21 protein-coding genes are annotated in these 22,928 nt (G+C 70.1%); 13 read left to right on the top strand and 8 right to left on the bottom strand.

Going from position 1 to position 22,928, the window contains the following annotated elements; translation table 11 throughout:
* The first annotated feature begins 201 nt into the window (after positions 1-201).
* Positions 202-2,277: a M23 family metallopeptidase gene (locus ACXJY8_RS23455; protein ID WP_463774584.1), complete on the top strand. Its 2,076-nt coding sequence runs from the start codon at positions 202-204 to the stop codon at positions 2,275-2,277.
* Between the two features lie 42 nt (positions 2,278-2,319).
* On the opposite strand, the gene gluQRS is transcribed toward ACXJY8_RS23455, so the two are convergent.
* Genes gluQRS through ACXJY8_RS23440 form a run of 3 tightly spaced genes read right to left on the bottom strand, consistent with a single transcriptional unit; the run spans position 2,320 to position 5,672 of the window.
* Complete coding sequence (gluQRS, locus tag ACXJY8_RS23450; RefSeq protein WP_463774581.1) at positions 2,320-3,225, bottom strand: tRNA glutamyl-Q(34) synthetase GluQRS; 906 nt, start codon at positions 3,223-3,225, stop codon at positions 2,320-2,322.
* 27 nt (positions 3,226-3,252) lie between these two features.
* Positions 3,253-3,534, bottom strand: coding sequence for a hypothetical protein (locus tag ACXJY8_RS23445; protein WP_463774579.1), 282 nt, complete (start codon positions 3,532-3,534; stop codon positions 3,253-3,255).
* Between the two features lie 38 nt (positions 3,535-3,572).
* Complete coding sequence (locus ACXJY8_RS23440; RefSeq protein ID WP_463774576.1) at positions 3,573-5,672, bottom strand: ATP-binding protein; 2,100 nt, start codon at positions 5,670-5,672, stop codon at positions 3,573-3,575.
* Positions 5,673-5,892: 220 nt separating this feature from the next.
* On the opposite strand from ACXJY8_RS23440, the gene trpA reads away from it, so the two are divergent.
* The 4 genes from trpA (at position 5,893) to ACXJY8_RS23420 (ending at position 10,107) form a co-directional block, all read left to right on the top strand.
* The gene (trpA, locus tag ACXJY8_RS23435) at positions 5,893-6,750 is read left to right on the top strand and encodes a tryptophan synthase subunit alpha (RefSeq protein WP_463774574.1); all 858 of its coding nucleotides are present in this window, start codon (positions 5,893-5,895) and stop codon (positions 6,748-6,750) included.
* Positions 6,751-6,812: 62 nt separating this feature from the next.
* On the top strand, positions 6,813-7,724 hold the full coding sequence (gene accD, locus ACXJY8_RS23430) for an acetyl-CoA carboxylase, carboxyltransferase subunit beta (protein ID WP_463780936.1): 912 nt from the start codon (positions 6,813-6,815) through the stop codon (positions 7,722-7,724).
* A 47-nt stretch (positions 7,725-7,771) separates the two neighbouring features.
* Positions 7,772-9,097: a bifunctional folylpolyglutamate synthase/dihydrofolate synthase gene (locus ACXJY8_RS23425; RefSeq protein ID WP_463774571.1), complete on the top strand. Its 1,326-nt coding sequence runs from the start codon at positions 7,772-7,774 to the stop codon at positions 9,095-9,097.
* A 128-nt stretch (positions 9,098-9,225) separates the two neighbouring features.
* Entirely contained in the window at positions 9,226-10,107 is an 882-nt protein-coding gene (locus ACXJY8_RS23420) for an outer membrane protein (protein WP_463774568.1), read from the top strand.
* A 188-nt stretch (positions 10,108-10,295) separates the two neighbouring features.
* On the opposite strand, the gene trxA is transcribed toward ACXJY8_RS23420, so the two are convergent.
* Entirely contained in the window at positions 10,296-10,616 is a 321-nt protein-coding gene (gene trxA, locus ACXJY8_RS23415) for a thioredoxin (protein WP_055956782.1), read from the bottom strand.
* A gap of 333 nt (positions 10,617-10,949) precedes the next feature.
* On the opposite strand from trxA, the gene ACXJY8_RS23410 reads away from it, so the two are divergent.
* Positions 10,950-12,233, top strand: a complete 1,284-nt coding sequence (locus tag ACXJY8_RS23410; RefSeq protein ID WP_463774564.1) for a PQQ-dependent sugar dehydrogenase — start codon at positions 10,950-10,952, stop codon at positions 12,231-12,233.
* 37 nt (positions 12,234-12,270) lie between these two features.
* Here ACXJY8_RS23410 and ACXJY8_RS23405 read toward each other — a convergent pair whose 3' ends face one another.
* The 4 genes from ACXJY8_RS23405 to rpmB all read right to left on the bottom strand — a co-directional run bounded on the left by ACXJY8_RS23405 (position 12,271) and on the right by rpmB (position 14,775).
* Positions 12,271-12,834 (bottom strand): TetR/AcrR family transcriptional regulator, encoded by a 564-nt coding sequence (locus ACXJY8_RS23405; RefSeq protein ID WP_463774562.1) that lies wholly within the window; start codon positions 12,832-12,834, stop codon positions 12,271-12,273.
* Positions 12,835-12,860: 26 nt separating this feature from the next.
* Positions 12,861-13,334: a nuclear transport factor 2 family protein gene (locus tag ACXJY8_RS23400; protein ID WP_463774558.1), complete on the bottom strand. Its 474-nt coding sequence runs from the start codon at positions 13,332-13,334 to the stop codon at positions 12,861-12,863.
* 71 nt (positions 13,335-13,405) lie between these two features.
* Positions 13,406-14,335, bottom strand: a complete 930-nt coding sequence (locus tag ACXJY8_RS23395; protein WP_463774556.1) for an AEC family transporter — start codon at positions 14,333-14,335, stop codon at positions 13,406-13,408.
* A 134-nt stretch (positions 14,336-14,469) separates the two neighbouring features.
* Positions 14,470-14,775 carry a 50S ribosomal protein L28 gene (rpmB, locus tag ACXJY8_RS23390; RefSeq protein WP_055956796.1) on the bottom strand — a complete coding sequence of 102 codons (306 nt, stop codon included), beginning with the start codon at positions 14,773-14,775 and terminating at the stop codon, positions 14,470-14,472.
* A gap of 317 nt (positions 14,776-15,092) precedes the next feature.
* Here rpmB and ACXJY8_RS23385 point away from each other — a divergent pair, with 317 nt between their 5' ends.
* The 7 genes from ACXJY8_RS23385 to ACXJY8_RS23355 all read left to right on the top strand — a co-directional run bounded on the left by ACXJY8_RS23385 (position 15,093) and on the right by ACXJY8_RS23355 (position 22,826).
* Complete coding sequence (locus ACXJY8_RS23385; protein WP_463774553.1) at positions 15,093-15,998, top strand: DUF3108 domain-containing protein; 906 nt, start codon at positions 15,093-15,095, stop codon at positions 15,996-15,998.
* 14 nt (positions 15,999-16,012) lie between these two features.
* Positions 16,013-16,342 (top strand): hypothetical protein, encoded by a 330-nt coding sequence (locus tag ACXJY8_RS23380; protein ID WP_463774550.1) that lies wholly within the window; start codon positions 16,013-16,015, stop codon positions 16,340-16,342.
* 66 nt (positions 16,343-16,408) lie between these two features.
* Positions 16,409-19,828 (top strand): helicase-related protein, encoded by a 3,420-nt coding sequence (locus tag ACXJY8_RS23375; protein WP_463774548.1) that lies wholly within the window; start codon positions 16,409-16,411, stop codon positions 19,826-19,828.
* A gap of 6 nt (positions 19,829-19,834) precedes the next feature.
* Positions 19,835-20,110, top strand: coding sequence for an RNA-binding S4 domain-containing protein (locus ACXJY8_RS23370; RefSeq protein WP_463774546.1), 276 nt, complete (start codon positions 19,835-19,837; stop codon positions 20,108-20,110).
* A gap of 235 nt (positions 20,111-20,345) precedes the next feature.
* On the top strand, positions 20,346-20,684 hold the full coding sequence (gene fdxA / locus ACXJY8_RS23365; protein WP_463774544.1) for a ferredoxin FdxA: 339 nt from the start codon (positions 20,346-20,348) through the stop codon (positions 20,682-20,684).
* A gap of 425 nt (positions 20,685-21,109) precedes the next feature.
* Entirely contained in the window at positions 21,110-21,700 is a 591-nt protein-coding gene (locus ACXJY8_RS23360; protein WP_103710281.1) for a CarD family transcriptional regulator, read from the top strand.
* 253 nt (positions 21,701-21,953) lie between these two features.
* Entirely contained in the window at positions 21,954-22,826 is an 873-nt protein-coding gene (locus tag ACXJY8_RS23355) for an RNA polymerase factor sigma-32 (protein WP_055956812.1), read from the top strand.
* Positions 22,827-22,928 lie beyond the last annotated feature (102 nt).

The raw sequence follows: 22,928 nt of genomic DNA, 5'->3' as shown, positions 1-22,928 counted from the left end.
ACGGATCACCACCAAACCCGTCAACACCTTCGTCGAAAAATCTTCACATCCGTCGCGAGCACCGTCATGACCAACCGGTGACGCCGTCTCCGAAACGTGCCTCAATCTCGACATGCTGGGCCACGACATCGGTCGCCGGCCGCGCTCCGGCGCTACGATCTCTCGCGCCGGACCGGCGAACCACGAACAGGAACCAGCCCATTGAAGCGCGGCCGTCTGAAGATCGGGGAGCAGGACGGCCCAGGCCAGGACGCTGCGGGTGAATCCCGCGCGGCCGCCCGCTCTCCCGTCGGCAACCTGCCGGCCCTCGACCTCCTCGGCCCGGATGCCACGCGGATCGACCGGCGCGACGTCAATCTGCGCTGGCTCTGTGCCAGTGCCCTCACGGGCCTGACCGGGGCGGCCCTGATCGGCGCGGCGATCCACGTCTCGCTCCAGAGCGAGGTCTCCTTCGCGGCGATCCCCGAGCGCGCCTCGAACGCCGTGCGTCCCGCGCTGAGCGACGGAACCGCCAACGTCGCGCGCAAGAGCGACCGGCTCGTGCGCAACCTGATGATCGCCTCGGCCAAGCAGAGCTTCCGCTCGCCCGTCACGGTGCGGCTCGGCGACCGTGAGATCATCAAGGTCCGTCCCTTCATGCGCGTCTCCACCGCGCTCTCGATGACGACCGGGGTCTTCGCCACCGAGATGCCGCGCTTCGACCCGATGAAGCTCAGCACGGACGAGCCCCTGGAGCGCGCCCCGGAGCCGGGCCTCGGCGATGCGCCGGGCGCCGAGGTCTCGGTGATGAAACGCGATCTCGCCGGTCTCGAGGTCGAGCCGGGCGCGCCCGCGCTCTCCGACGACGACGTGGCGGCGCAGATCGAGGAGGAGCGGCGCCTCTCGGCCGAGGCCGGCCGCCGCGCCGCGATCCCGATCGCCCCGCAGATCATGCTGTCGCGCACCCTGCAGCAGGGGATGGCGAGTTCAGCCTTCGATTCGGCCGCCCGCCTCGGGGACGAGGCCTCGCCGTTCAAGTCCATCGACGTGCTGGTGGTGCCGGAGAACGTGACCAGCCTCGCCAAGAGCGGCGGCGGGGCCGAGCCGCCGCTGGTGGAAGAGCGCGACCTCGCCCTCAAGCGCGGCGAGACCCTGGAGGCCGCGCTGAAGAACACCGCCCGCGCCAGCGACGAACAGATCCGCGGCATCGTGGCCGCCCTCGGCGGCCGCACCCGGACGGCGGACCTGTCCGAAGGCCAGCAGTTCCGGGTCCAGGTCGCCCCCGGCCCGAGGCCCGGCGATCCCCGCCAGGTCACCCGGGTGGTGCTCTACGGCGAGACCGGCATCGAGGGCATCGCCGCCATCAACGACCGCGGCAGCTTCGTTTCGGTGGCGCCGCCGACGGAAGATGCGCCGTCGCGCGCCGCCCCGGTCGCGGCCGAGGCCTCGGAGGACGGCGAGGAGGAAGGCGGCACCGGACCGCGCCTGTACCAGAGCCTCTACGAGACGGCGGCGCGGCACGACCTGCCGCGCGGCGCCGTCGACGACCTCGTCAAGATCTTCGGCTACGACGTGGATTTCCAGCGCCGGATCTCGCAGGGCGACAGCCTCGACGTCTTCTACACCTTCGACGACGAGGGCGCGCAGGGCTCGACCGATCGGCCCGAGCTCCTGTACGCCGCGCTCAATCTCGGCGGCGAGGCCCGCAAGGTCTATCGCTTCCAGTCGCCCGACGACGGGACCATCGACTATCTCGACGAGCAGGGCCGCTCGCTCAAGAAGTTCCTCATCCGCAAGCCGATCGCCGACGGCATCATGCGCTCGGGCTTCGGCTACCGGCGCCATCCCGTCCTCGGCTACGCCAAGCTCCACACCGGCGTGGACTGGGCGAACCCGATCGGTACGCCCATCGTGGCCGCCGGCAACGCGACGGTGCTGAAGGCGGATTGGGATTCCGGCTACGGGCGTCGGGTCGAGTTGCAGCACATCAACGGCTACGTCACCACCTACAACCACATGTCCCGGTTCGCCCGCGGCATCACCGCCGGCGCCAAGGTGCGCCAGGGCCAGGTGATCGGCTATGTCGGCTCGACCGGCCTCTCCACCGGCGCCCACCTGCATTACGAGGTCATCATCAACGGCCACTTCGTCGATCCGATGAAGATCCGCGTCCCCCGCGGGCGCGAGCTCGACGGCCGGATGCTCGCCGAGTTCACGCGCCAGCGCGAGCAGATCGAGGGCACGATGCAGAAGTCGCGCACGGCCTCCGCCATGGCGCAGCGCGACGTGATGCGCTGAGCGGCGCGGGTCTCCCCCCCGTCGAGGACAGAGGCCTGGTCGTTACGAAAAACCGAGGCGCTTCCGGATCGCAGCCGGGGTCTCGCCGGCGGCACGCAGGTCGGCGAGGGATCGTGAGCCGCGGGACTTCGCGAGCTTCTCGCCCGCGGAATCCAGCAGCAGGCCGTGGTGATGATAGCGGGGCGACGGCGCCCCGACGAGCGCCTGCAGCAGCACGTGCAAGTCGGTGCTTGCGCGGAGATCCGCGCCGCGGACCACGTGGGTGACGCCCTGCTCGGCATCGTCCATGACCACCGCGAGGTGGTAGCTCGTCGGCACGTCGCGGCGGGCGATCACCGGGTCGCCCCAGCGCGCCGGATCGGCGGCCTCGTTCCGCTCGGCCCCGATGCGCCGAAGCCCCCTCCCCTCCCCCGTATCCACCGTGAAGGTCCGCACCGCATGCGGTCCGGGGGCCGCCGCCAGGGCGCGGCCCATGTCGAGGCGCCAGGTATGCGGCTCGCCGGCGGCGCGGCGGCGATCGGCGAGGTCCTTCGGAAGCGCCCGGCAGGTACCGGGATAGAGCGGCGCGCCGTCGGGATCGCGGGGCACGGCCGTTCCACGGGCCGCGGCCTCGGCTTCCACCGCCGCCGCGATCGTGCCGCGGGAGCAGAAGCACGGATAGGCGAGGCCACGTTCGGCGAGGGCGAAGACCTGGCGGCGGTAGGCGTCGAGATGCTCCGACTGGCGCCGCTCGGGCGGCACGAACCGCAGGCCGAGCCAGGCGAGGTCGTCGCGGATGGCCTGGACCAGTTCGGGCCGCGACCGCACCGGATCGATATCCTCGATCCGCAGCAGCAGGCGCCCCCTCTCGCCCTGCGCGAGGGCGTCGTTGAGGAGGGCGGAGAAGGCGTGGCCGCAATGCAGGCGCCCGTTCGGGCTCGGGGCGAACCGGAACACCGGCGCGGTCACGGAGCGATCACCCCGACCGGCGCGCGATCAGCCGCCGACGCGGCGCAGGCAACTCTGTTCCTTCGGCACGCAGGCGATGCCCGGCAGCGAGCAGGCGACGCCGCCCTCCCCGCGCTGGCAGACCCGGCAACCATCGCCCCATTCGGCGCAGGCCGTATCCTCGCTCGGGGCGATGGCCGCCCGCGGATGCGACGGGGCCGGTACGGCGGCCCCGATCAGGACCGTCGCGGCGGTGAGGGCGACGACGCTCCAGGCGACCCGGCGGTCGTGATTGCGCGTCGGCGCGTCGGAGAAGAGGTCATCGGCCATGGCGCGGTGTTCGCGCGGGCGGCCGGGCGTGTCAACGCTCAAGCGGCAGCCGCGCGGCGGGCCAGCAGTTCCGGCAAGGCGCGCAGATCCAGCGGCTTGGCGAGAAAATGATCGAAGCCGGCCGCCCGGGCCTCGCGCTCGTCGTCGCGGCCGGCATTGGCCGTGAGGGCGACGAGCCGCAGGGCCGGCGCCCGCCCCTCGGCCTCGCCCGCGCGGATGCGCCGGGCGGTCTCCAGGCCGTCGAGGCCGGGCATGCGGATATCGAGAAGGGCGAGATCGAAGGGCGCTTCGTCCGAGGCCTCGCGGATGCGGGCGAGCGCCTCCTCCCCGTCCCGCGCCAGGACGACGACGGCCCCGAGGCGCTGCAGCGCCTTGGTGGCGAGGAGCGCGTTGATCGGATTGTCCTCCGCCAGCAGCACGCGCGGGCCGCCGGTGAGGTCGGGATTGCCGGGCTCCGGGCGCGCGAGGTCTCCCCGATGGGTCGTCCGCCCCTCTGGGTGCGGCGCCTGCGGCTGTCGTTCGATCCGCGGAGAGGCGGGGGCCAGCAATCGGTCGAACAGCGATCGGGCGCGGACCGGCTTGACGAGGTAGCTGTCGAAGCCCGAGGCCGCCGGGGCACCGAAATCGCGCCGATCGAAGGGCGACAGCAGCACCAGGCAGCAGCGCACGCCGTGACGCCGCGCCTCCCCGGCAAGGGTCCGGACCGCCGCGTCCCCGAGGGTGCGATCGGCCAGGACCGCGTCGAAGGCTGCGTCCGAGAGGGCCGCGAGTCCCGCGTCAAGATCCGGGACCACCTGGGCGGAGGCACCCGAGCGGGTGAGCCGGCGGGCGAGATAGGGTGCCTGGAACGGCGAAGGCGCGACGATGAGGACGCGGCGGCCATCGAGGCTGGGCGGCCGCTCGCGGTCCGACTCGGCGACGCCGAGCGGCAGGAGAACCGTGAAGGTGCTGCCGCTGCCCGGATGCGAGGTGGCGTCGATGCGGCCGCCCATTCGGGTGACGAGGCGACGGGTGATGGCGAGACCGAGTCCGGTGCCCTCGTGCCGGCGGCTGGCGCTGCCGTCGCCCTGCTCGAACTCCTCGAACAGGCGCGGGATGCGATCCTCCGGAATGCCCGGGCCGGTATCCGCGATGGCGATGCGCAGCTGGCCGTCGCCGTAGGAAAGCTCGACGCCGACGCCGCCGGCCCCGGTGAACTTGATGGCGTTGCCGGCGAGATTGACCAGGATCTGGCGCACCCGGTCCGCATCGCCGATCACGAGGCGCGGGACCTCGTCGGCGATGTCGACGGCGATCTCGATGCCCTTGTCCTGGGCACGGGGCGCCAGCAGCTCGACCACCCCCTCGGCGATCTCGGCCGGATCGAAGGGCTCGGCGGCCAGATCCAGGCGTCCGGCCTCGATGCGCGAGAAGTCGAGGATGCCGTCGATGAGGGTGAGCAGCGCCTTGCCGGAGGTGCCGATGGATTCGACGTAGGTCCGCTGCTCCGGATCGAGGCCGGTCTCGAGGACGAGGTCGGCCATGCCCAGGATGCCGTTCAGCGGCGTGCGGAACTCGTGGCTGACGGTGGCGAGGAAGCGCGACTTGGCGACGTTGGCGGCCTCGGCCCGGGTCAGGGCCTCGTCGAGGGAGCGCGCCGATTCCACCCGCTCGGTGATGTCGGCGCCGGCCCGCAGCCATTGCGTCTCGCCGGTGCTGCCGGGCACCGGCATCTCGATGAACGAATACCAGCGCGGCGGCCCCGAGACCGGGGCGAGCCGCATCTCGATACGGCGTACGCCGTCGGCCTGCCGCACGGCTTCTCCCGTCTCCAGCACCGTCGGCTGCCGCATCGTGCCCAGGAGCGACAGCGGCTCGGCACCGACGAGGCGGCCGAAGCCCGCATTGGCGAAGGTGATCCGGCCCTGGGAGTCCCGCTGGACGATGATCTCCGTCGTCGCCTCCACCAGGGCGCGGTAGCGCTCCTCGCTCTCGGAGAGGCGCCAGATCCGGTCCTCGAGATGCTCGGTCAGGGCACCCTCCCGGCCCCCCGGCCGAAGGACGTCCGGGGCCGGACGCGTGCGGGCCCGCAGGACCCAGCCCGCCAGGAAGGCGACCCCCGAGGGGATAAGGACGAGGACGACGTCCTGCAGGATCATGAAGCCGGCCTCCGGCAGGGGGAGGTCCTGCCGGGACAGACCATGCCGCCCGAGGTTGAAGGCCGGCTTTCGAAAGGCCGTTAAGAAACCGTAGCCGCGCTCCCCGGCATGCGACGCGACGCGGCACACGCTTCACGGGCCGGTCGCGATGGTGTAGGCGCGGCGGCTTGATCCCGGGCCGCGCCAGGGGCGGCCCCGAGGAACGCGAGACGTGAGAGTCATGACGGCTACGAGTTCGGCAAATCCCGGCCAGGCGCGCATCGCCGCGGCCTTCGCACGCTGCCGCGCCGAGAATCGGGCGGCCCTGGTGACCTACGTCATGGCCGGCGACCCGGATGCCGAAACCTCTTTGAAGGTGCTGCAGGCCCTTCCGGCCTCAGGAGCCGACATGGTCGAGTTCGGCCTGCCCTTCACCGATCCCATGGCCGACGGCCCGGCGATCCAGGCGGCCGGCCTGCGGGCACTCAAGCACGGCCAGGGCGTGGTGCGGACCCTCGACCTCGTCCGGCGCTTCCGCGAGGGGAACGCCGAGACGCCCGTGATCCTGATGGGGTACTTCAACCCGATCCATGCCTACGGCGTCGCGCGCTTCCTCGACGACGCCCTCGCGGCCGGCATCGACGGGCTGATCGTCGTGGACCTGCCGCCGGAAGAGGACGACGAACTCTGCCTGCCGGCGCTGGCCAAGGGCCTCGCCTTCATCCGCCTCGCCACGCCGACCACCGACGAGAAGCGGCTCCCGGCCGTCCTCGCGAACACCGCCGGCTTCGTCTACTACGTCTCGATCACGGGCATCACCGGCACGGCGACCCCGAACTTCGACCGCGTCGCCGAGGCGGTGGGCCGCATCCGCCGCCACACCGATCTGCCGATCGTGGTCGGCTTCGGCGTGCGCACCGGGGCGGACGCTGCCGCCATCGCCCGCGGCGCCGACGGCGTGGTGGTCGGCTCGGCCCTGGTGGACGCCATGCGGGCGACCCTCGACGCCGAGGGCGTGTCGACGGGCCGGACGGTCGAGGCCGTCAGCACCCTGGTGCGCGAGCTCGCCGAGGGCGTCCGTTCCTCGCCCCGCGCCTGACGCAATTTCACGAGACTTTCCGGCTCGCTCGCTTCGAGCCCGCACAAGGACGCCGTCGCATGATGGTTGAACCGATGAACTGGATCTCGGAGGTCGTGCGCCCCAAGATCAAGACCCTGTTCAAGCGCGAGACCCCGGAGAATCTCTGGGTGAAGTGTCCCGACACGGGCCAGATGGTCTTCCACAAGGAGGTGGAGAGCAACCATTGGGTCATCCCGGGCTCCGAGCACCATCTCAAGATGAGCGCCCAGGCGCGCCTGAAGATGATGTTCGACGAGGGCACCTGGATCGACGTGCCCCTGCCGGAGGTCGCGACCGACCCGCTCAAGTTCCGCGACGAGAAGCGCTACGTCGACCGCCTGAAGGACGCCCGGGCCAAGACCGGGATGAACGATGCCTTCAAGGTCGGCTTCGGCCGCGTCTCAGGCCTGCCCATGACCCTCGCGGTGCAGGACTTCGCCTTCATGGCGGGCTCCCTCGGCATGGCGGCGGGCGAGGCCTTCGTGCGCGGTGCCGAGACCGCCCTCGACAAGCGGACGCCCTACGTCCTGTTCTCGGCCTCGGGCGGCGCGCGCATGCAGGAAGGCATTCTCTCGCTGATGCAGATGCCCCGCACCACCGTCGCGGTCCGCCGACTCAACGCGGCGAAGCTCCCCTACATCGTGGTCCTCTCGAACCCGACCACCGGCGGCGTCACCGCCTCGTACGCGATGCTCGGCGACGTCCATCTCGCAGAGCCGGGCGCACTGATCTGCTTTGCCGGACCGCGCGTCATCGAGCAGACCATCCGGGAGAAGCTGCCCGACGGATTCCAGCGCGCGGAATACCTGCGCGACCACGGCATGGTCGACCAGGTCGTGCACCGGCACGCCCTGAAGGACACGATCGCCAACCTGTGCGGCCTCCTCACGAACCAGGAGCCCGGGACGCAGCCGGCCCGCGCGGCCGCCGCTCCGGTTCCGGAGCCCGCCTGAGGCACCACGCCCGCCGCCCCCTCCCCTCCGCGACGCGACGTTCGACCATGGATTCCTCCGACGCGCTGATGGCGCGCTTCCTCGCCCTCCACCCGCGCACGATCGACCTGTCGCTTGGCCGGATCGAGCGCCTGCTCGCCCGTCTCGGTCATCCCGAGCGCAAGCTGCCGCCCGTGATCCACGTCGCCGGCACCAACGGGAAGGGCTCGACCATCGCCTTCATGCGGGCGATTCTCGAGGCGGCAGGGCTGGCGGCTCACGTCTACACCTCGCCGCATCTGGTGCGCTTCCACGAGCGGATCCGCATCGGGGCCATCGGGGGCGGCCAGTTCGTCCCCGAGGATCAGCTCGCCGACGCCTTCGCCCGCTGCGAGGCCGCCAACGAGGGCGAGCCGATCACGGTGTTCGAGATCACCACCGCGGCCGCCCTGCTGCTGTTCTCCGAGCAGCCGGCGGACGTGCTGCTGCTCGAGGTCGGCCTCGGCGGCCGGGTGGACGCCACCAACGTGATCGACCGGCCGGCCGCCGCGGTGGTCACGCCGATCGGGCGCGACCATGCCGAGTATCTCGGCGACACCGTCGAGGCCGTGGCCACCGAGAAAGCCGGCATCTTCAAGAAGGGCTGCCCGGCGATCATCGCCGCGCAGGATTACGCCGAGGCGGATTCGGTGCTGTGCCGCCTCGCCGAATCCGTCGGAGCCACACCGATCCGCGTCGGCAACCAGGACTTCTCGGTCCATGCCGAGCGCGGGCGCCTCGTCTATCAGGACGACGTCGACCTGTTCGATCTGCCGAAGCCCCGCCTGAACGGCCGCCACCAGTTCACCAATGCGGGCACCGCCATCGCGGCCCTGCGGGCCGCCGGCTTCGGCGACATCGGCACCGCGGCCATCGAGGCCGGCCTGAACAACGTGGAATGGCCCGGCCGCCTGCAGCGGCTGAACCGGGGCCGCCTCTCCGACCTCGTCCCGGCAGGCGCCGAGCTGTGGCTCGACGGCGGCCACAACATCGACGGCGGGCGCATCCTGGCCACCGCCATGGCGGATCTCGGCGAGCGTTCGGACGTACCGCTCGTCCTGATCGTCGGCCTGCTCGGCACGAAGGATGCGGAGGGCTTCCTGCGCCACTTCATCGGCCTGGCACGCGTGCTGGTCGCAGTGCCGATCGCTGGGCAGATGGCGGCGCGGCCCGCCGAGGAGGTCGCGAGCATCGCCGCGGAGGTCGGCCTGAACGCCCAGACCGCGCCCGGCGTCGAGGCCGCCCTGGAAAGCCTGTCGAACATCGCCTTCGAGCGGCCGCCGCGAATTCTGATCTGCGGGTCGCTCTACCTGGTGGGCGCTGTCCTCACCGCCAACGGCACGCCTCCCAGCTGATTTTCCTTAACTTTTCCGGCTTCGTTCACGTCCACGTCAAGTCTGCGGTGTGACCCTGGCGCTACATCTTGGCTGTGGAAACTGAAGTAGGTTCTCCCTCGATCGGGCATATCGCTGGGGATCAAATAATGAAAAAGCTTCTTACGTCTTTCGCGGCCTTCACGGCCCTCACCGCCGCCGCTTCGGCCGCCGACCTTCCGCGCCGCGCGGCTCCGCCGGTGTTCGTGCCGGTGCCGGTGTTCACCTGGACCGGCTTCTACGCCGGTTTCAACGCTGGCTACGGCTTCGACGCCAGCGACCGCAACAGCGATGTTGCCATCGTGACGTCGCGCGCTTCGGGCATCGTCCTGCCGCCGGTTGGCTCGCCCACCGGCGCCGTGATCTTCAGCGATCGCAGCTCGCAGGAAGGCTTCACGGGCGGCGGTCAGATTGGCTACAACTACCAGTTCACCCCGGGTTCGGGTGTTGTGGTCGGTATCGAAGCTGACGCTCAGTACGTCGATTTCGGTCGTAACCGCGGTCGTCTCCCGAACTTCGTCGGCGCTGCCAATCCCGACCTGACCTACATCAACCCGAACGGCCTCTCGAGCCTCGACTTCTTCGGCACCGTTCGCGGCCGCATCGGTTACGCCTTCGATCGCGTCCTGTTCTACGGCACCGGCGGCTTCGCCTACGGCGCCGGCAGCAGCGACCGTTCCTTCGGTGGCTTCCGCGGCAACGACGACTTCCGCACCGGCTACGCAGCAGGCGGTGGTATCGAGTACGCGCTCCCGACCGACTCCTTCCTGAACTTCTTCCGTTCGTCGGCCGTGACCCTCAAAGTCGAAGGTCTGTACGTGAACCTCGATCGCAACAACGCGAGCGACGTGTTCGCCGTGTCGAACAGCACCGGTCTGCAGTTCCGCACCAACACCGCCTACGCAACCACCGTCGGTGGCCCGCTCCGCCGCAACGACACCGAGTTCGCTGTCGTGCGCGCCGGCCTGAACTACAAGTTCGGCTCGTACTAAGCCGACATATCGGGTCTCGAAACGGGGGAGCCCGGCCGCAAGGCCGGGCTTCTTCCGTTTGGGGCTCCCGTCCGACGACCGATCAGCTGCACCAGCGCAGATCCGTCCTGCCCAACAAAAAAGCCCGGCTTCGCGCCGGGCTTTTTCTGGTTCGGGGCCGCGTTGCCGGCGACCGGCCGGACGAAGGCTCAGGCGCTGGCCTGGATCCAGCGAGACAGATCGCCCTTCGGCGCCGCCCCGACCTTCTGACTCGCGAGCTGGCCGTCCTTGAAGATCAGCAGCGTCGGAATCGAGCGGATGCCGTACTGCGCGGCGATCCCCGGGTTCTCGTCGACATTGACCTTCGCGATCTTCACCTTGCCCTGGAGATCGGCCGAAATCTCCTCGAGGGCCGGGCCGATCTGGCGGCAGGGGCCGCACCACTCGGCCCAGAAATCCACTACGACCGGCTCCGCGGACTGGAGAACGTCCTGCTCGAAGCTCGCGTCGGTCACTTTCACCGTCGCCATGGGGAAACTTCCTTTCCGGTTCCGCCGAATGCGGAACCACCTCTTCGCCGTCATCGCGCTGCGAGACTGTGCGCTGTGTGAGAGACTTGGCGATGGCGAGGGGAACGGTCAAGGCATCCTGCACCGCAAGCAGAGCTGCCCTCCGCCGGGAACGCGGATTGTCCACGCCCGTGCGCGGCGTGCCCCGGTGATGTCGCCCGCCTGGCGCCGACCCTCGTCAAAGCGTGTCCGTCGCCCCATGTCCCTCTCGTCCCTGCCCCGGCGGGCCGCTTGGCCGGCCGATGGGGCTCGACCCGAAGCCGGCCCCGGTGCCGGCATGGAGGAACACCCGACGTGAAGCGCATCCCCTACAGCCTGCTCGCCACCGCAGCCCTTCTCAGCCTCGGCACGGCCCTCCATGCGCAGGAGCCGGCGGGCGCCGAACCGCGGCAGCCCCGGGTGGGCGGCGATGCCTTCGCGGCCCCCACCAGCTCCGCCGCCGGCAACAGTCCAGCCGAGACGGAGGCGCCGAACGCGCCCTACAAGCCGCTCCTGCCGAACCAGACCCGGGCGCCGAAGCCCGAGGCGGCCACCAAGGTGAAGACCGAAGTGGTGGCCAAGGGCCTCGACAATCCCTGGGCGATGGAATTCCTGCCGGACGGACGCATGCTGGTCACCGAGAAGGCCGGCAAGCTGCGCATCGTCGCCAAGGACGGCACTCCCGGCCCGGCGATTCCCGGTGTACCGAAGGTCGATGCCCGCGGCCAGGGCGGCCTCCTCGACGTCGCCCTGAGCCCGAGCTTTCCGGCCGACCGGCGGATCTATCTGAGCTATTCCGAGCCGCGCGAGAAGGGCAACGGCACCAGCGTTCTCCGCGCTAAGCTGATCGAGGAGAACGGCACCGCCCGCCTCGACGAGGTCAAGGTCATCTTCCGGCAGATGCCGACCTACGACGGCGACAAGCATTTCGGCTCGCGGCTCGCCTTCGCTCCCGACGGCAAGCTGTTCGTGACGGTCGGCGAGCGCTCGGACAAGGTCACCCGCGTCCAGGCGCAGGACCTCACCAGCGGCCTCGGCAAGGTCTTCCGCATCGATACCGACGGGAATGCGCCCAAGGACAACCCGTTCTCCGGCGGCGAGAAGGCCAAGCCGGAAATCTGGTCCTACGGCCACCGCAATGTTCAGGCGGCGGCCCTCGACCCGCAGGGACGGCTCTGGACCGCCGAACACGGCCCGCGGGGCGGCGACGAGCTGAACCGGCCGCGACCCGGCGTGAACTACGGTTGGCCCGAGGTCACCTATGGCCTGGAATACAGCGGCGAGAAGATCGGCGAGGGCAAGACCCAGGCGGGCGGCACGGCGCAGCCGGTCTATTACTGGGACCCGGTGATCGGCCCCTCGGGCATGGCTCTCTACAGCGGCGACGCCTTTCCGGCCTGGAAGGACGCTTTCCTGATCGGCGGACTCGTCAGTGAGGGCCTCGTCGCCGTGAAGCTCGACGGCGACAAGGTGGTGACCGAGGAACGCATCCCCCTGCAGGCCCGCATCCGCGACGTCCGGGTCGGCAGCGACGGCGCGGTCTATGCGGTGACGGACGGATCGGACGGCAAGATCCTGAAGCTGACCCCCGGCAATTGAGGGGCCGGCCCCGACCGGCAGTGCCGAGCTGCCGGTTTCAGGGGTCGGGGATCAGGCGGAGCCGAAGCCGCCCCAGCATGCGCCCGAAGGGTGCGGGTTCGTCGAGGGCCCGCGCCAGGACCAGACCGCCCTGGATCGCCGCCACGGCCTCCTCGGCGAGGTCGGTGGCGGCCTCCGGCCCATGCCCGACGCGCAGCAAAGCCCGGGCGAGCGCCTCGCGCCAGGCCGTGAAATATCCGGCGATGCGTGCGGCGAAGCGGTCCCGCCCCTCGGTCAGGGCGAAGGCCCCGACGAGGCAGGCCCGGCCGCCCGAGCGGAAATAGCTGTCGGTCTCGGCCAGCATCCGGGAGATCGCCGCACGGGGATCGGCGTCCTCGCGCAGGGGCGCGTAGATCCGGCTCTCGAACCAGTCCTCGATGGCTGCGAGCACCGCGTCGGCCATCTCCGCCTTCCCCCCCGGGAAGGCATGATAGAGGCTGCCCTTGCCGAGCCCCGTGCGCGCGCCGAGGAGCGCAAGGCTCGCGCCCTCGTAGCCGAATTCGCGGAAGACCTCGGCCAGGACGGGAATCGCCGCTGCCCGGGCTCCCTCCCCCTTTGCCATGCCGTTTCCCTTTGCGGGCCCCGCCCCTACAGGCCGAGGTCGGTCAGGCCGGGATGATCCTCTGGCCGCGGCGCGGACCGGTCCCAGTAGAACTTGCGCTCGGATTCCGCGATGGCGAGGTCGTTGATGCTGGCGTGGCGCTCGCGCATCAGGCCGTTCGCGTCGAAGGCCCAGTTCTCATTGCCGTAGGCGCGAAACCACTGCCCGGAGGCGTCGCGGAACTCGTAGGCGAACCGCACCGCGATGCGGTCGTCGCTATGGGCCCAGATCTCCTTGATGAGGCGGTAGTCCAGCTCGCGGGCCCATTTGCGCTGCAGGAACGCCATGATGGCGGAGCGGCCGGAAAAGAACTCCGCCCGGTTCCGCCAGCGGCTGTCCGGCGTGTAGGCGAGTGCGACTTTTTCCGGGTTGCAGCCGTTCCAACCGTTCTCCGCGGCGCGCACCTTCTGGATGGCGGTGTCACGGGTAAAGGGCGGCAGGGGCGGACGTGATTCGGACATGGCGGCGGTTCCTCGATTCGGCACGACGCGTCCGCGTCTGTACCGATCGGTACAAACACCCGGATGTTCCGTCAAGCGTGCCCGAGGAGCGTGAGCCAGGCGATGGTGGTGAGCGTCGCCAGCAGGGTCGAGAGCATCACGGCGGCGGCGACCACGCCGGTCTCGGTCCTGTAGCGCGAGGCCAGGAGGTAGGCGTTGATCCCCACCGGCATCGCGGCGAACAGGGTGGCCACGCCGGCATAGGCCGGCGGCATGGTGAAGACGTGGAAGGCCAGCACCCAGACCGTGAGGGGGTGGACCACCAGCTTGAGGACGGTGATGACGGTGGCGCTCGGCAGGTCATGCAGGACCCGGTAGCGCACCAGACCGGCCCCGAGGGCGATCAGCGCACAGGTCGAGGCGGTGCCGGCCAGGGAATCGACCAGCGTCTTGACCATGCCCGTCGGTGCGAGCCCGAGCGCCTTCATGGCGAGACCGACGATCAGGGCCAGGAAGATCGGGTTGCGCAGCAGGACGAGAGCGAGACCGCGCAGGCGCCTGAGGATCGAGGCCTGCCCGTCCGCCTCGATGAGGAAGGTGGCGCAGCCCATCATCAGGGGCAGGTGTACCGCGAGCAGCATGAAGAGCGGGAAGGCGCCCTCCTCGCCATAGGCCTGGAGAATCATCGGGACGCCGATGAAGACGGTGTTCGACTGGCTCGCCGCGAAGCCGTGCAGGATGGCGCCGCGACGCTCCACGCCCGTGCGGCGCAGACTGAGGAGCGAGCCGATCATCCAGGACAGGGCGGCGCCGCCGAAATAGCTGAACCAGTAGGACGGCGTGATCTCGCCCGTCAGGCCAGGCCGCGTCAGCGTGGCGAGGATGAGCGCCGGGACCGCGATCGAGAAGACGTATTCCGACAGGCCGTCGCTGACCTTGTCGGACAGGAAACCGGCCAGGGCCGCGATCCAGCCGACCAGGATCAGGCCGAAGATCGGGGCGACGAGCGACAGGACGGTCATCGGGGTCGAGCCGCTACTCCAACGCGAACGGCCACCGTACGCGCTGGGCGTGCGGCGGCCGTTCGGGATTCAGGACGGATTTATGTACGGGCCGAGGTCGTTTCGGGCCGGACCGATTCGATTCGGTCTGCGCCTCAGGCGGCGGCGGGCGTCTCGACTTCGGCGAGCTTCTTATGCAGCTCACGCTTCAGGAGACGGGCCGTCTGCGACAGCTCGATCTCGCGCGCCTTGATCAGGAAGGCGTCGAGGCCGCCGCGATGCTCGACCGAGCGCAGGGCATGGGCCGTGACGCGCAGGCGCACCCGACGCTTCAGGGCGTCCGACTGCAGCGTGACCTGGCACAGGTTCGGCAGGAACCGGCACTTGGTCTTGCGGTTTGAGTGGCTCACGAGGTGGCCGGTCTGCACGGCTTTGCCCGTGAGTTCGCAACGGCGCGACATTGTTCTATTTCCCGTCTCGTTCCGCATGTCCGACAGGCTGGCGGGAAACCAGAACCGCGTCGCGGCAAACGGCTTCTCGCACGCCAGGCCCGGTGGAGCGGCGTTCTCATTGAAGGCGCGAGCCTATAGGGGACTGTGCCCCTTGGCGTCAAGGTGCGGGACGATCTTTCGCGCCGTTTCGCCGGTGGCGGCCCGTTCGATTTCAAGCGCGACTGTACCGCCTCCAACGATGTGTTAACCATGAGCGCGGACGATGCCGGCGAGATGTCCCCGGCCCGTTCGACCGGAGACCGACAGCCAACCCCGAGTCCCCAGCCATGTGCGGCACCCGCAAGCGCTCCGCCCCGCTCCCCCTATTCGGCGCCAGCCTGCTGACGTTCGCGGCCCTGATTTCCGCTCCGTCGGCTCAGGCGCGCCCGAAGGCGGCCAAGGCGGCCGCTACCGTGACCGTGGACTACGACATCGCCCTGGCGGGCCTGACCATCGGAAACGCCCAGGTTGCCGGCGCCTTCGAGGGCTCCGGCTATCGGATGGACGTCTCGGCCCGCCTGACCGGCCTCGCCGGCGTCGTCACCGGCGGCATGGGCTCGGCCCGCGCCAGCGGCGCCATCGCGGCTGCACCGCAGCCTAACACCTTCGCGATTGCCACCAAGACCACCAACTCCGGCATCGCCGTGCGCATGGCCCTGGCCCGCGGCACCGTCACCCAGGCGGAGATCACCCCGCCCCTCGTCGACATGGGCGACCGGGTGCCGATCACGGCCGCCAACAAGCGCGGGGTCATCGATCCGGCGAGCGCCCTGATGATGCCGGTGCAAGGCCGCGCCGACCCCATGGACCCGGCCAATTGCAACCGCACGCTCCCGATCTTCGACGGCGCGACCCGGTTCGACGTCGTGCTGAGCTATGGCGAGACGCGCAGCGTGGCCAAGCCCGGCTACAACGGCCCCGTCCTCGTCTGCAACGCGCGCTACACGCCCATCGCCGGCCATCGCCCGGACAGGCCCGGCGTGAAGTTCATGGAGGACAACCGCGAGATGTCGGTCTGGCTCGCGCCGGTCGAGGGCACCCGCGTGCTGCTGCCGGTGCGCATCGCGGTGCGGACCACCGTCGGCACCAACATCATCGAGGCGACCCGGTGGACCCAGACCGGCGGCCAGCAGGGCAGCACCACCGTGTCGGCCCCGGGCAACCCCGTCACGCAGGCCAGCCTGGCGCAGTGACGGCGGTGCCCGGCATGCGAATCGGCCGGCGCTGCGGGCTCGCCGCGCTGCTCGTCCTGGCGGCCCAAGAGGCGCCAGCCCAGTCGAGCCTGTCCACCGGACCGAATTGCGGCGGCGACGCCTATTCCTCGGCGCAGGTCATCGAGAACCGACCGCCCCGGCGCGGCCCGCTCACCGCGGTCCCCGAGACCCTCTGCGCCGATGTCGCACCACAGGGCGCGCAGCCGCCCGTTGAGATCGGAATCTACCCGAGCCTCGGCGCATCCGGCATGCCGCCACGGGATGGCAGGCGGGGCTATGGCGACCCATATGAGGCGCAGCCGCCCCGGCAGCGCCGCCCCTGAAGGTGCCGCGGCGGTCTCCCCCGTTCCTGAGCCTGCCGGCCTCGCCGAAGGGACCGCCCCCACCTCATGATCCGCCCTTCCCTCTCCCCGCAGGCCCGCGCACGCGGCGTCACGGCGGTGCTCGGGCCGACCAATACCGGCAAGACCCATCTGGCCATCGAGCGGATGCTCGCCCATCCCACGGGCATGATCGGCCTGCCCCTCCGGCTGCTGGCGCGGGAAGTCTACCTGCGCGTCGTCGCGAAGGTGGGGGTCGACAAGGTGGCCCTCGTCACCGGCGAGGAGAAGATCAAGCCGGACCGGCCGCGCTACTGGATCTCCACCATCGAGGCGATGCCGCGCGACCTCGACGTCGCCTTCGTGGCGATCGACGAGATCCAGCTCGCCGCCGACATGGACCGGGGCCACGTCTTCACCGACCGCCTGCTGCATCAGCGCGGACGCGAGGAGACCCTGCTCATCGGCTCCTCGACCATGCTGCCGCTGGTGCAGTCGCTGATTCCCGGCGTCCATACGACCACGCGGCCGCGCCTGTCGCAGCTCACCTTCGCGGGCGAGAAGAAGCTCGGCCGCCTGCCCCGGCGCTCGGCCATCGTCGCCTTCTCGGCCGAGGAGGTCTACGCGATCGCAGAGCTGATCCGGCGCCAGCGCGGCGGCGCCGCGGTGGTGCTCGGCGCGCTCTCTCCGCGTACCCGCAACGCCCAGGTCGAGCTCTACCAGTCCGGCGACGTCGACTACCTCATCGCCACCGACGCGGTGGGTATGGGGCTCAATCTCGACGTCGATCACGTCGCCTTCGCGGCGAACTGGAAGTACGACGGCACCCGGTTCCGCAAGCTGACCCCGCCGGAGATGGGACAGATCGCCGGCCGCGCCGGGCGCCACCTCTCGGACGGTACCTTCGGCTCCACGGGGCGCTGCGCCCCCTTCGAGCCCGAAATGATCGAGGCCCTGGAGACCCACGACTTCGAGCCCCTGCGGGTCCTGCAATGGCGCAACCCCGACCTCGACTTCACGTCCCTAAAGGCGCTGCAGGAGAGCCTCGACGAGCATCCGCGCGAGAAGGGCCTGACCCGGGCCCCCATGGGCGAGGATCAGTCGGCTCTCGAAATCCTGATGCGCGAGGACGACATCCGCGATCTCGCGAACCGGCCCGCCCATGTCCGGCGGCTCTGGGACGTCTGCGGCGTGCCCGACTACCGCAAGGTCCATCCGCAGACCCATGCTGACCTCGTCGCCCAGCTCTATCGCTTCTTGATGCGCGGTATGGCGGGGCGCATCCCCGACGACTGGTTCGCCAAGCATGTCGCCATGATCGACCGCACCGACGGCGACATCGACGCGCTCTCCCAGCGCATCGCGCAGGGGCGGACCTGGACCTTCGTGGCGAACCGTCCGGATTGGCTCGTCGATCCGGTGCATTGGCAGGGCGAGACGCGTCGGGTAGAGGACAGGTTGTCCGACGCCCTGCACGAACGCCTCGCGAGCCGTTTCGTCGATCGGCGCACCAGCGTCCTGATGCGGCGCCTGAGAGAGAATACGATGTTGGAAGCTGAGATCACCGCCGGCGGGGACGTCACCGTCGAGGGCCAGCATGTCGGCCATCTGCATGGCTTCCAGTTCGTTCCGGATCCCGGTGCGGAAGGGCATGAGGCCAAGACCCTGCGTTCGGCCGCCGAGAAGGCGCTCGGCGGCGAGATCGAGGCCCGCGCCGAGCGGTTCTCGTCGGCCGCCGATGCCTCCCTGGTGCTGAGCCATGACGGCGTCATCCGCTGGACCGGCGACCCGGTCGCCAAGCTGACGCCCGGCGACAAGCTGTTCGAGCCGCATGTCCGCCTGCTCGCCGACGAGCAGCTCACCGGTCCGGCTCGCGACAAGGTCGAGGCCCGGCTCGTCGCCTGGCTCAAGGCCTACGTGGTGCGCCTCCTCGGCCCGCTGATCGAGATCGAGACCGCGGCCGACCTTACGGGGCTCGCCAAGGGCATCGGATTCCAGGTGGTGGAGGCTCTCGGCGTGCTGGAGCGCGCCAAGGTGGTGCAGGAGATGCGCACCCTCGACCAGGAGGGCCGCGGCGCGCTGCGCCGCCACGGCGTCCGCTTCGGCGCCTATCACATCTTCCTGCCGGCCCTGCTGAAGCCGGCGCCCCGGACCCTGGCGGCGCAGCTCTGGGCCTTGAAGAACGGCGGCCTCGACCAGCGCGGCCTCGACGAGATCGCCCACCTGGCCAGCTCCGGCCGGACCTCGATCAAGGTCGACCCCGAGATCGCCAAAGGTCTCTACCGGGCGGCCGGCTTCCGGGTCTGCGGTGAACGCGCCGTGCGCGTCGACATCCTCGAGCGACTCGCCGACCTGATCCGCCCGGCCATCGCCTATCGGCCCGGCACCACGCCGGGCGAGGCGCCGGTCGGCGCAGCCGACGGCGACGCCTTCGTGGCGACGGTGGGCATGACCTCCCTGGTCGGCTGCTCGGGCGAGGATTTCGCCTCGATCCTGAAATCGCTCGGCTATGCCCCCGAGACCCGCCCGGGCCCGGCCATCACCGTCCCGCTGCTCCCGGCCGCGCCGACCCATCCGGCGGTGCCGAACGTCGCCGCGGCGGGCGGCGAGACGGCCACGGACGAGAATGCACCGGCCGAGGCCGCAAGCGAAGCGGCTCCCGAGAGTGCGACCGAGGCGGCTCTGACGGACGACGGCACGGTCACGGCCGAGAGCGTCGAGCCGGAGATCGCGCCCGGCTCGACGGAGGATTCCGTCGCGGCTCCGGTGGAGACCGCTGCCGAGGAGACGACCTCGCAAGAGTCCGCCTCCGTGGAGAATCCGTCCGAAGAAGGCTTGGTCGCGGACGGTTCTATCCAGGACCATGCAGCCGAGGAGCCCGTTGCGTCGGCCGAGTCCGCCGAGGACTCCGCTCCGCAGCCCGTCGCAGATGCGGCGGCTGTCGCCGAAGCCGCGGAGCATCCGGCGGTGGGAGCCGAGACCACTGGGGCGGAGGCAGCCGCCACCGACGCGCCGACGGACGGCGAGGCCGCCGCGGCCGAAGCTTCGGCCGAGGTTGCGACCGTCGAGGTCTGGCGACTCCAGCGCCACCAGCGCAACGCCAATCCGCGCCAGAACCGTCCGCGCGGCCAGAACCGCGAGGGCAATGCGCCTCGCGCCGCCGGTGAGGCGCGCCCCGACCATCGCCGTCCGGGCGGCCCCGGTGCCGAAGGGCGCGACCGTCCGCGCGGCGGTACTCCGGGCGAGCGCCCCGATGGGGGCCGCCGCGGCGGTCCCGGCGAGGGACGGCCGGATGGTGGACGGCCGCAGCGCCGCGAGCGCTTCGAGCCGGGCCGGACGCGGCCCGAGCGCCGGGACGAACCGCGGGCGGCACCTCGCGACGAGCCCCGTCCGCAGCGCCGCGAGCGGGCTCCGGATCCGGATTCGCCGTTCGCGAAGCTCGCCGCCCTGAAGGCGCAGCTCGAGGCGGGGAATGACCGCAAGCGCTGAGGTGGGATGAAGCCGGGACGTCAACGGCTCGACAAATGGCTGTGGTTCGCGCGCTTCGCGCGAACCCGATCGCTCGCGGCGCGGCTCGTCACCGACGGCTACGTCCGGGTCAACGGCAAGCGGGTCGAAACCTCCGCGACCGCCGTCGCCCTCGGCGATGTCGTGACCGTCGCGGCGGCCCACGCTACGGTGATCGCCAGGGTGCTCGACCTCGGCGAGCGGCGCGGCCCGGCGCCGGACGCCCAGCGCCTCTACGAAGTGGTGGGCGACGCGCCCGACTGAGCAGGGCCTTCGTGTCACCGGCGCGACACGCCGCGGCGTGGTCATGCCCAGGGCCCGTCCGCCTGCTTGTCAGCCCCCCGGACAGGGTCTAGAGCCAGCGCGACTCCCTCTTGCCCATGCGATCCCGCATCCAAGCCACCCTGCATTAATTCATCCGTGCAACGATCTGCGCGAGCGACCATGCACAGGCATCGAGACGCTCCCGGCGATGCCCGGATCAAGGACTGAAGGCCCCATGACCTACGTCGTCACCGACAACTGCATCAAGTGCAAGTACATGGACTGCGTCGAGGTCTGTCCGGTGGACTGCTTCTACGAAGGCGAGAACATGCTCGTCATCCATCCGGACGAGTGCATCGATTGCGGCGTCTGCGAGCCCGAGTGCCCGGCCGAGGCGATCAAGCCCGATACCGAGCCGAGCCTCGAGACCTGGCTGAAGGTGAACGCGGATTACGCGCGCACCTGGCCGAACATCACGCAGAAGAAGGACGCGCCCGCCGACGCCAAGTCCTGGGACGGCGTCGCCGGCAAGTTCGAGGCGCATTTCTCCGCCAAGCCCGGCACCGGCGACTGATCGCCGCGACGCAGCGTCCGAACGCGGGTCCCTGACGGGTTCGGCTCTCCGCCAAGTGGCTGTGGAGAGCCGCGGGGCCGAGCGCGATCGCACGGCCGAGGACCGGCAATCCTTTGATTCGGCGACCGGTTTGTGTTATTACAAAGTTCTGCCGTCGTTCGTGCCCGACGTGCTGCCTCCAGCCATCACCTGATGGGTCTCACACTCAGTTGTGGATCGGGGCCGCATGCGATCGATCGCTGAAGGCTCCTGCTTTCTGCGAACGCTCCCTCGTTGTGCGATCATCGGCTTGCCCGGGAACCGGCGGGTTGTGCGTCGCAGATGCAGATCCTTCGGACAAGGGGCTGGAGCCGGGTGACCCACCCCGGATTACAGGGTTCGGCGCGGCGTTCAAGGCCGCGCAATGTTCTGGAGGCGCTTCTCGCATGACCACAGCCAAGAAGACGACGGCAGGCCGCCAAGGCTTCAAGACCGGCGAAGCGGTCGTGTATCCAGCCCACGGTGTCGGTCGCATCACTGCCATCGAAGAGCAGGAGATTGCCGGCTACAAGCTTGAGCTGTTCGTGGTGTCCTTCGAGAAGGATAAGATGGTCCTGCGCGTCCCCACCGCGAAGGCCAACAGCGTCGGCATGCGCAAGCTCGCCGAACCGGACCTCGTGAAGAAGGCCCTGGACCTCCTCACCGGCCGTGCCCGCATCAAGCGCACCATGTGGTCGCGTCGCGCCCAGGAATACGAGGCCAAGATCAATTCGGGTGATCTCCTGTCGGTCACCGAGGTGGTTCGCGACCTGTATCGCTCCGAGGCCCAGCCCGAGCAGTCCTACAGCGAGCGCCAGCTCTACGAGTCGGCTCTCGACCGGGTCGTGCGCGAGATCTCGTCGGTAAACCGCATCACCGAGACAGAGGCCCTCAAGCTCATCGAGCAGAGCCTGGCCAAGTCCCCGCGCCGCGCCAAGGGCGAAGCCGAGGCGGAAGGCGAGGCCGAGGGCGACGACCTGCAGGAAGAGGCCGCCTGATCGGCAGCTTCTCGTACTCCGGTCCCAGTCCCGGACAGGCGAATTTCGAGCCCGGCGCATCGCGCCGGGCTTTTTCGTTGCGGATCGATGAACGCAGGTCTCCGCTCACGAGACCGTGTGAAGCACCCCGGATCCGGAACCATCCCACGGACCTCGGGTTGTCGGGTTGCCAGGCACAGGTCTCCGGTCCGATTTCCGTCGGCGATGTCGACCCGTGGTCAGAAGCACACGTTTCATCGAGGCGGAGGCGGGGATGGCGGATATCGCAGGGATACGGCGGCAGTTCATACGCACGGCGATGGAGGCGCCCTTCCTTGCGCGGGATGAGGAACGCGGGCTTGCCGTCCGCTGGAAGGACGAGCGCGACGAACGTGCCCTTCACGGGCTGATCTCGGCCCATATGCGCCTCGTCATCGCCATTGCCGGACGCTTCCGGCACTACGGACTTCCGATGGCAGACCTCGTCCAGGAGGGCCATGTCGGCCTGATGGAAGCGGCGGCCCGGTTCGAGCCGGAGCGCGAGGTTCGCTTCTCCACCTATGCGACGTGGTGGATCCGGGCCTCGATCCAGGACTACATCCTGCGGAACTGGTCCATCGTCCGCGGCGGCACGAGTTCCGCGCAGAAGGCGCTGTTCTTCAACCTGCGCCGCCTGCGCGCGCGGCTGATGCAGTCGACGGAAGAGCATGTGGGCGACGAGATCCATCGCCGCATCGCCACCGCCATCGGCGTCTCGCGGGAGGACGTGGCCCTGATGGATGCCCGTCTCTCCGGGCCCGACATGTCGCTCAACGCCCCGGTCGGTGAGGAGAGCGAGGCCTCGTCCGAGCGGATGGATTTCCTCGTGGACGGTGCCGCCTTGCCCGACGAGACGGTCTCGGCGACGGTCGACGGCGAGCGCCGCCTGATCTGGCTCAACGAAGCGTTGACTGTCCTGTCGGAGCGCGAGTTGCGCATCCTGAAGGAGCGCCGGCTCGCCGAGGATCAGGCCACTCTCGAAGCCCTCGGGCACCGGCTCGGCATCTCAAAGGAGCGGGTGCGGCAGATCGAGAACCGTGCCCTGGAGAAGCTGCGCCGCGCTCTCGCCGAACGGTTCCCGCAGACCGGGGGCAACGTCTACGCCTGAGCGGATAGCGGGCAGCTCGCACCTTTCAGCGTGTGCTGCCCCTTGATATGACCGTCCCGGGGCGCGGTTCGCGCGCTGAGCCCAGGAGACTGCCGGCCATCG

Source organism: Methylobacterium sp. TK31 (assembly GCF_055361545.1).
This window is presented reverse-complemented; position numbering and strand designations above follow the sequence as displayed.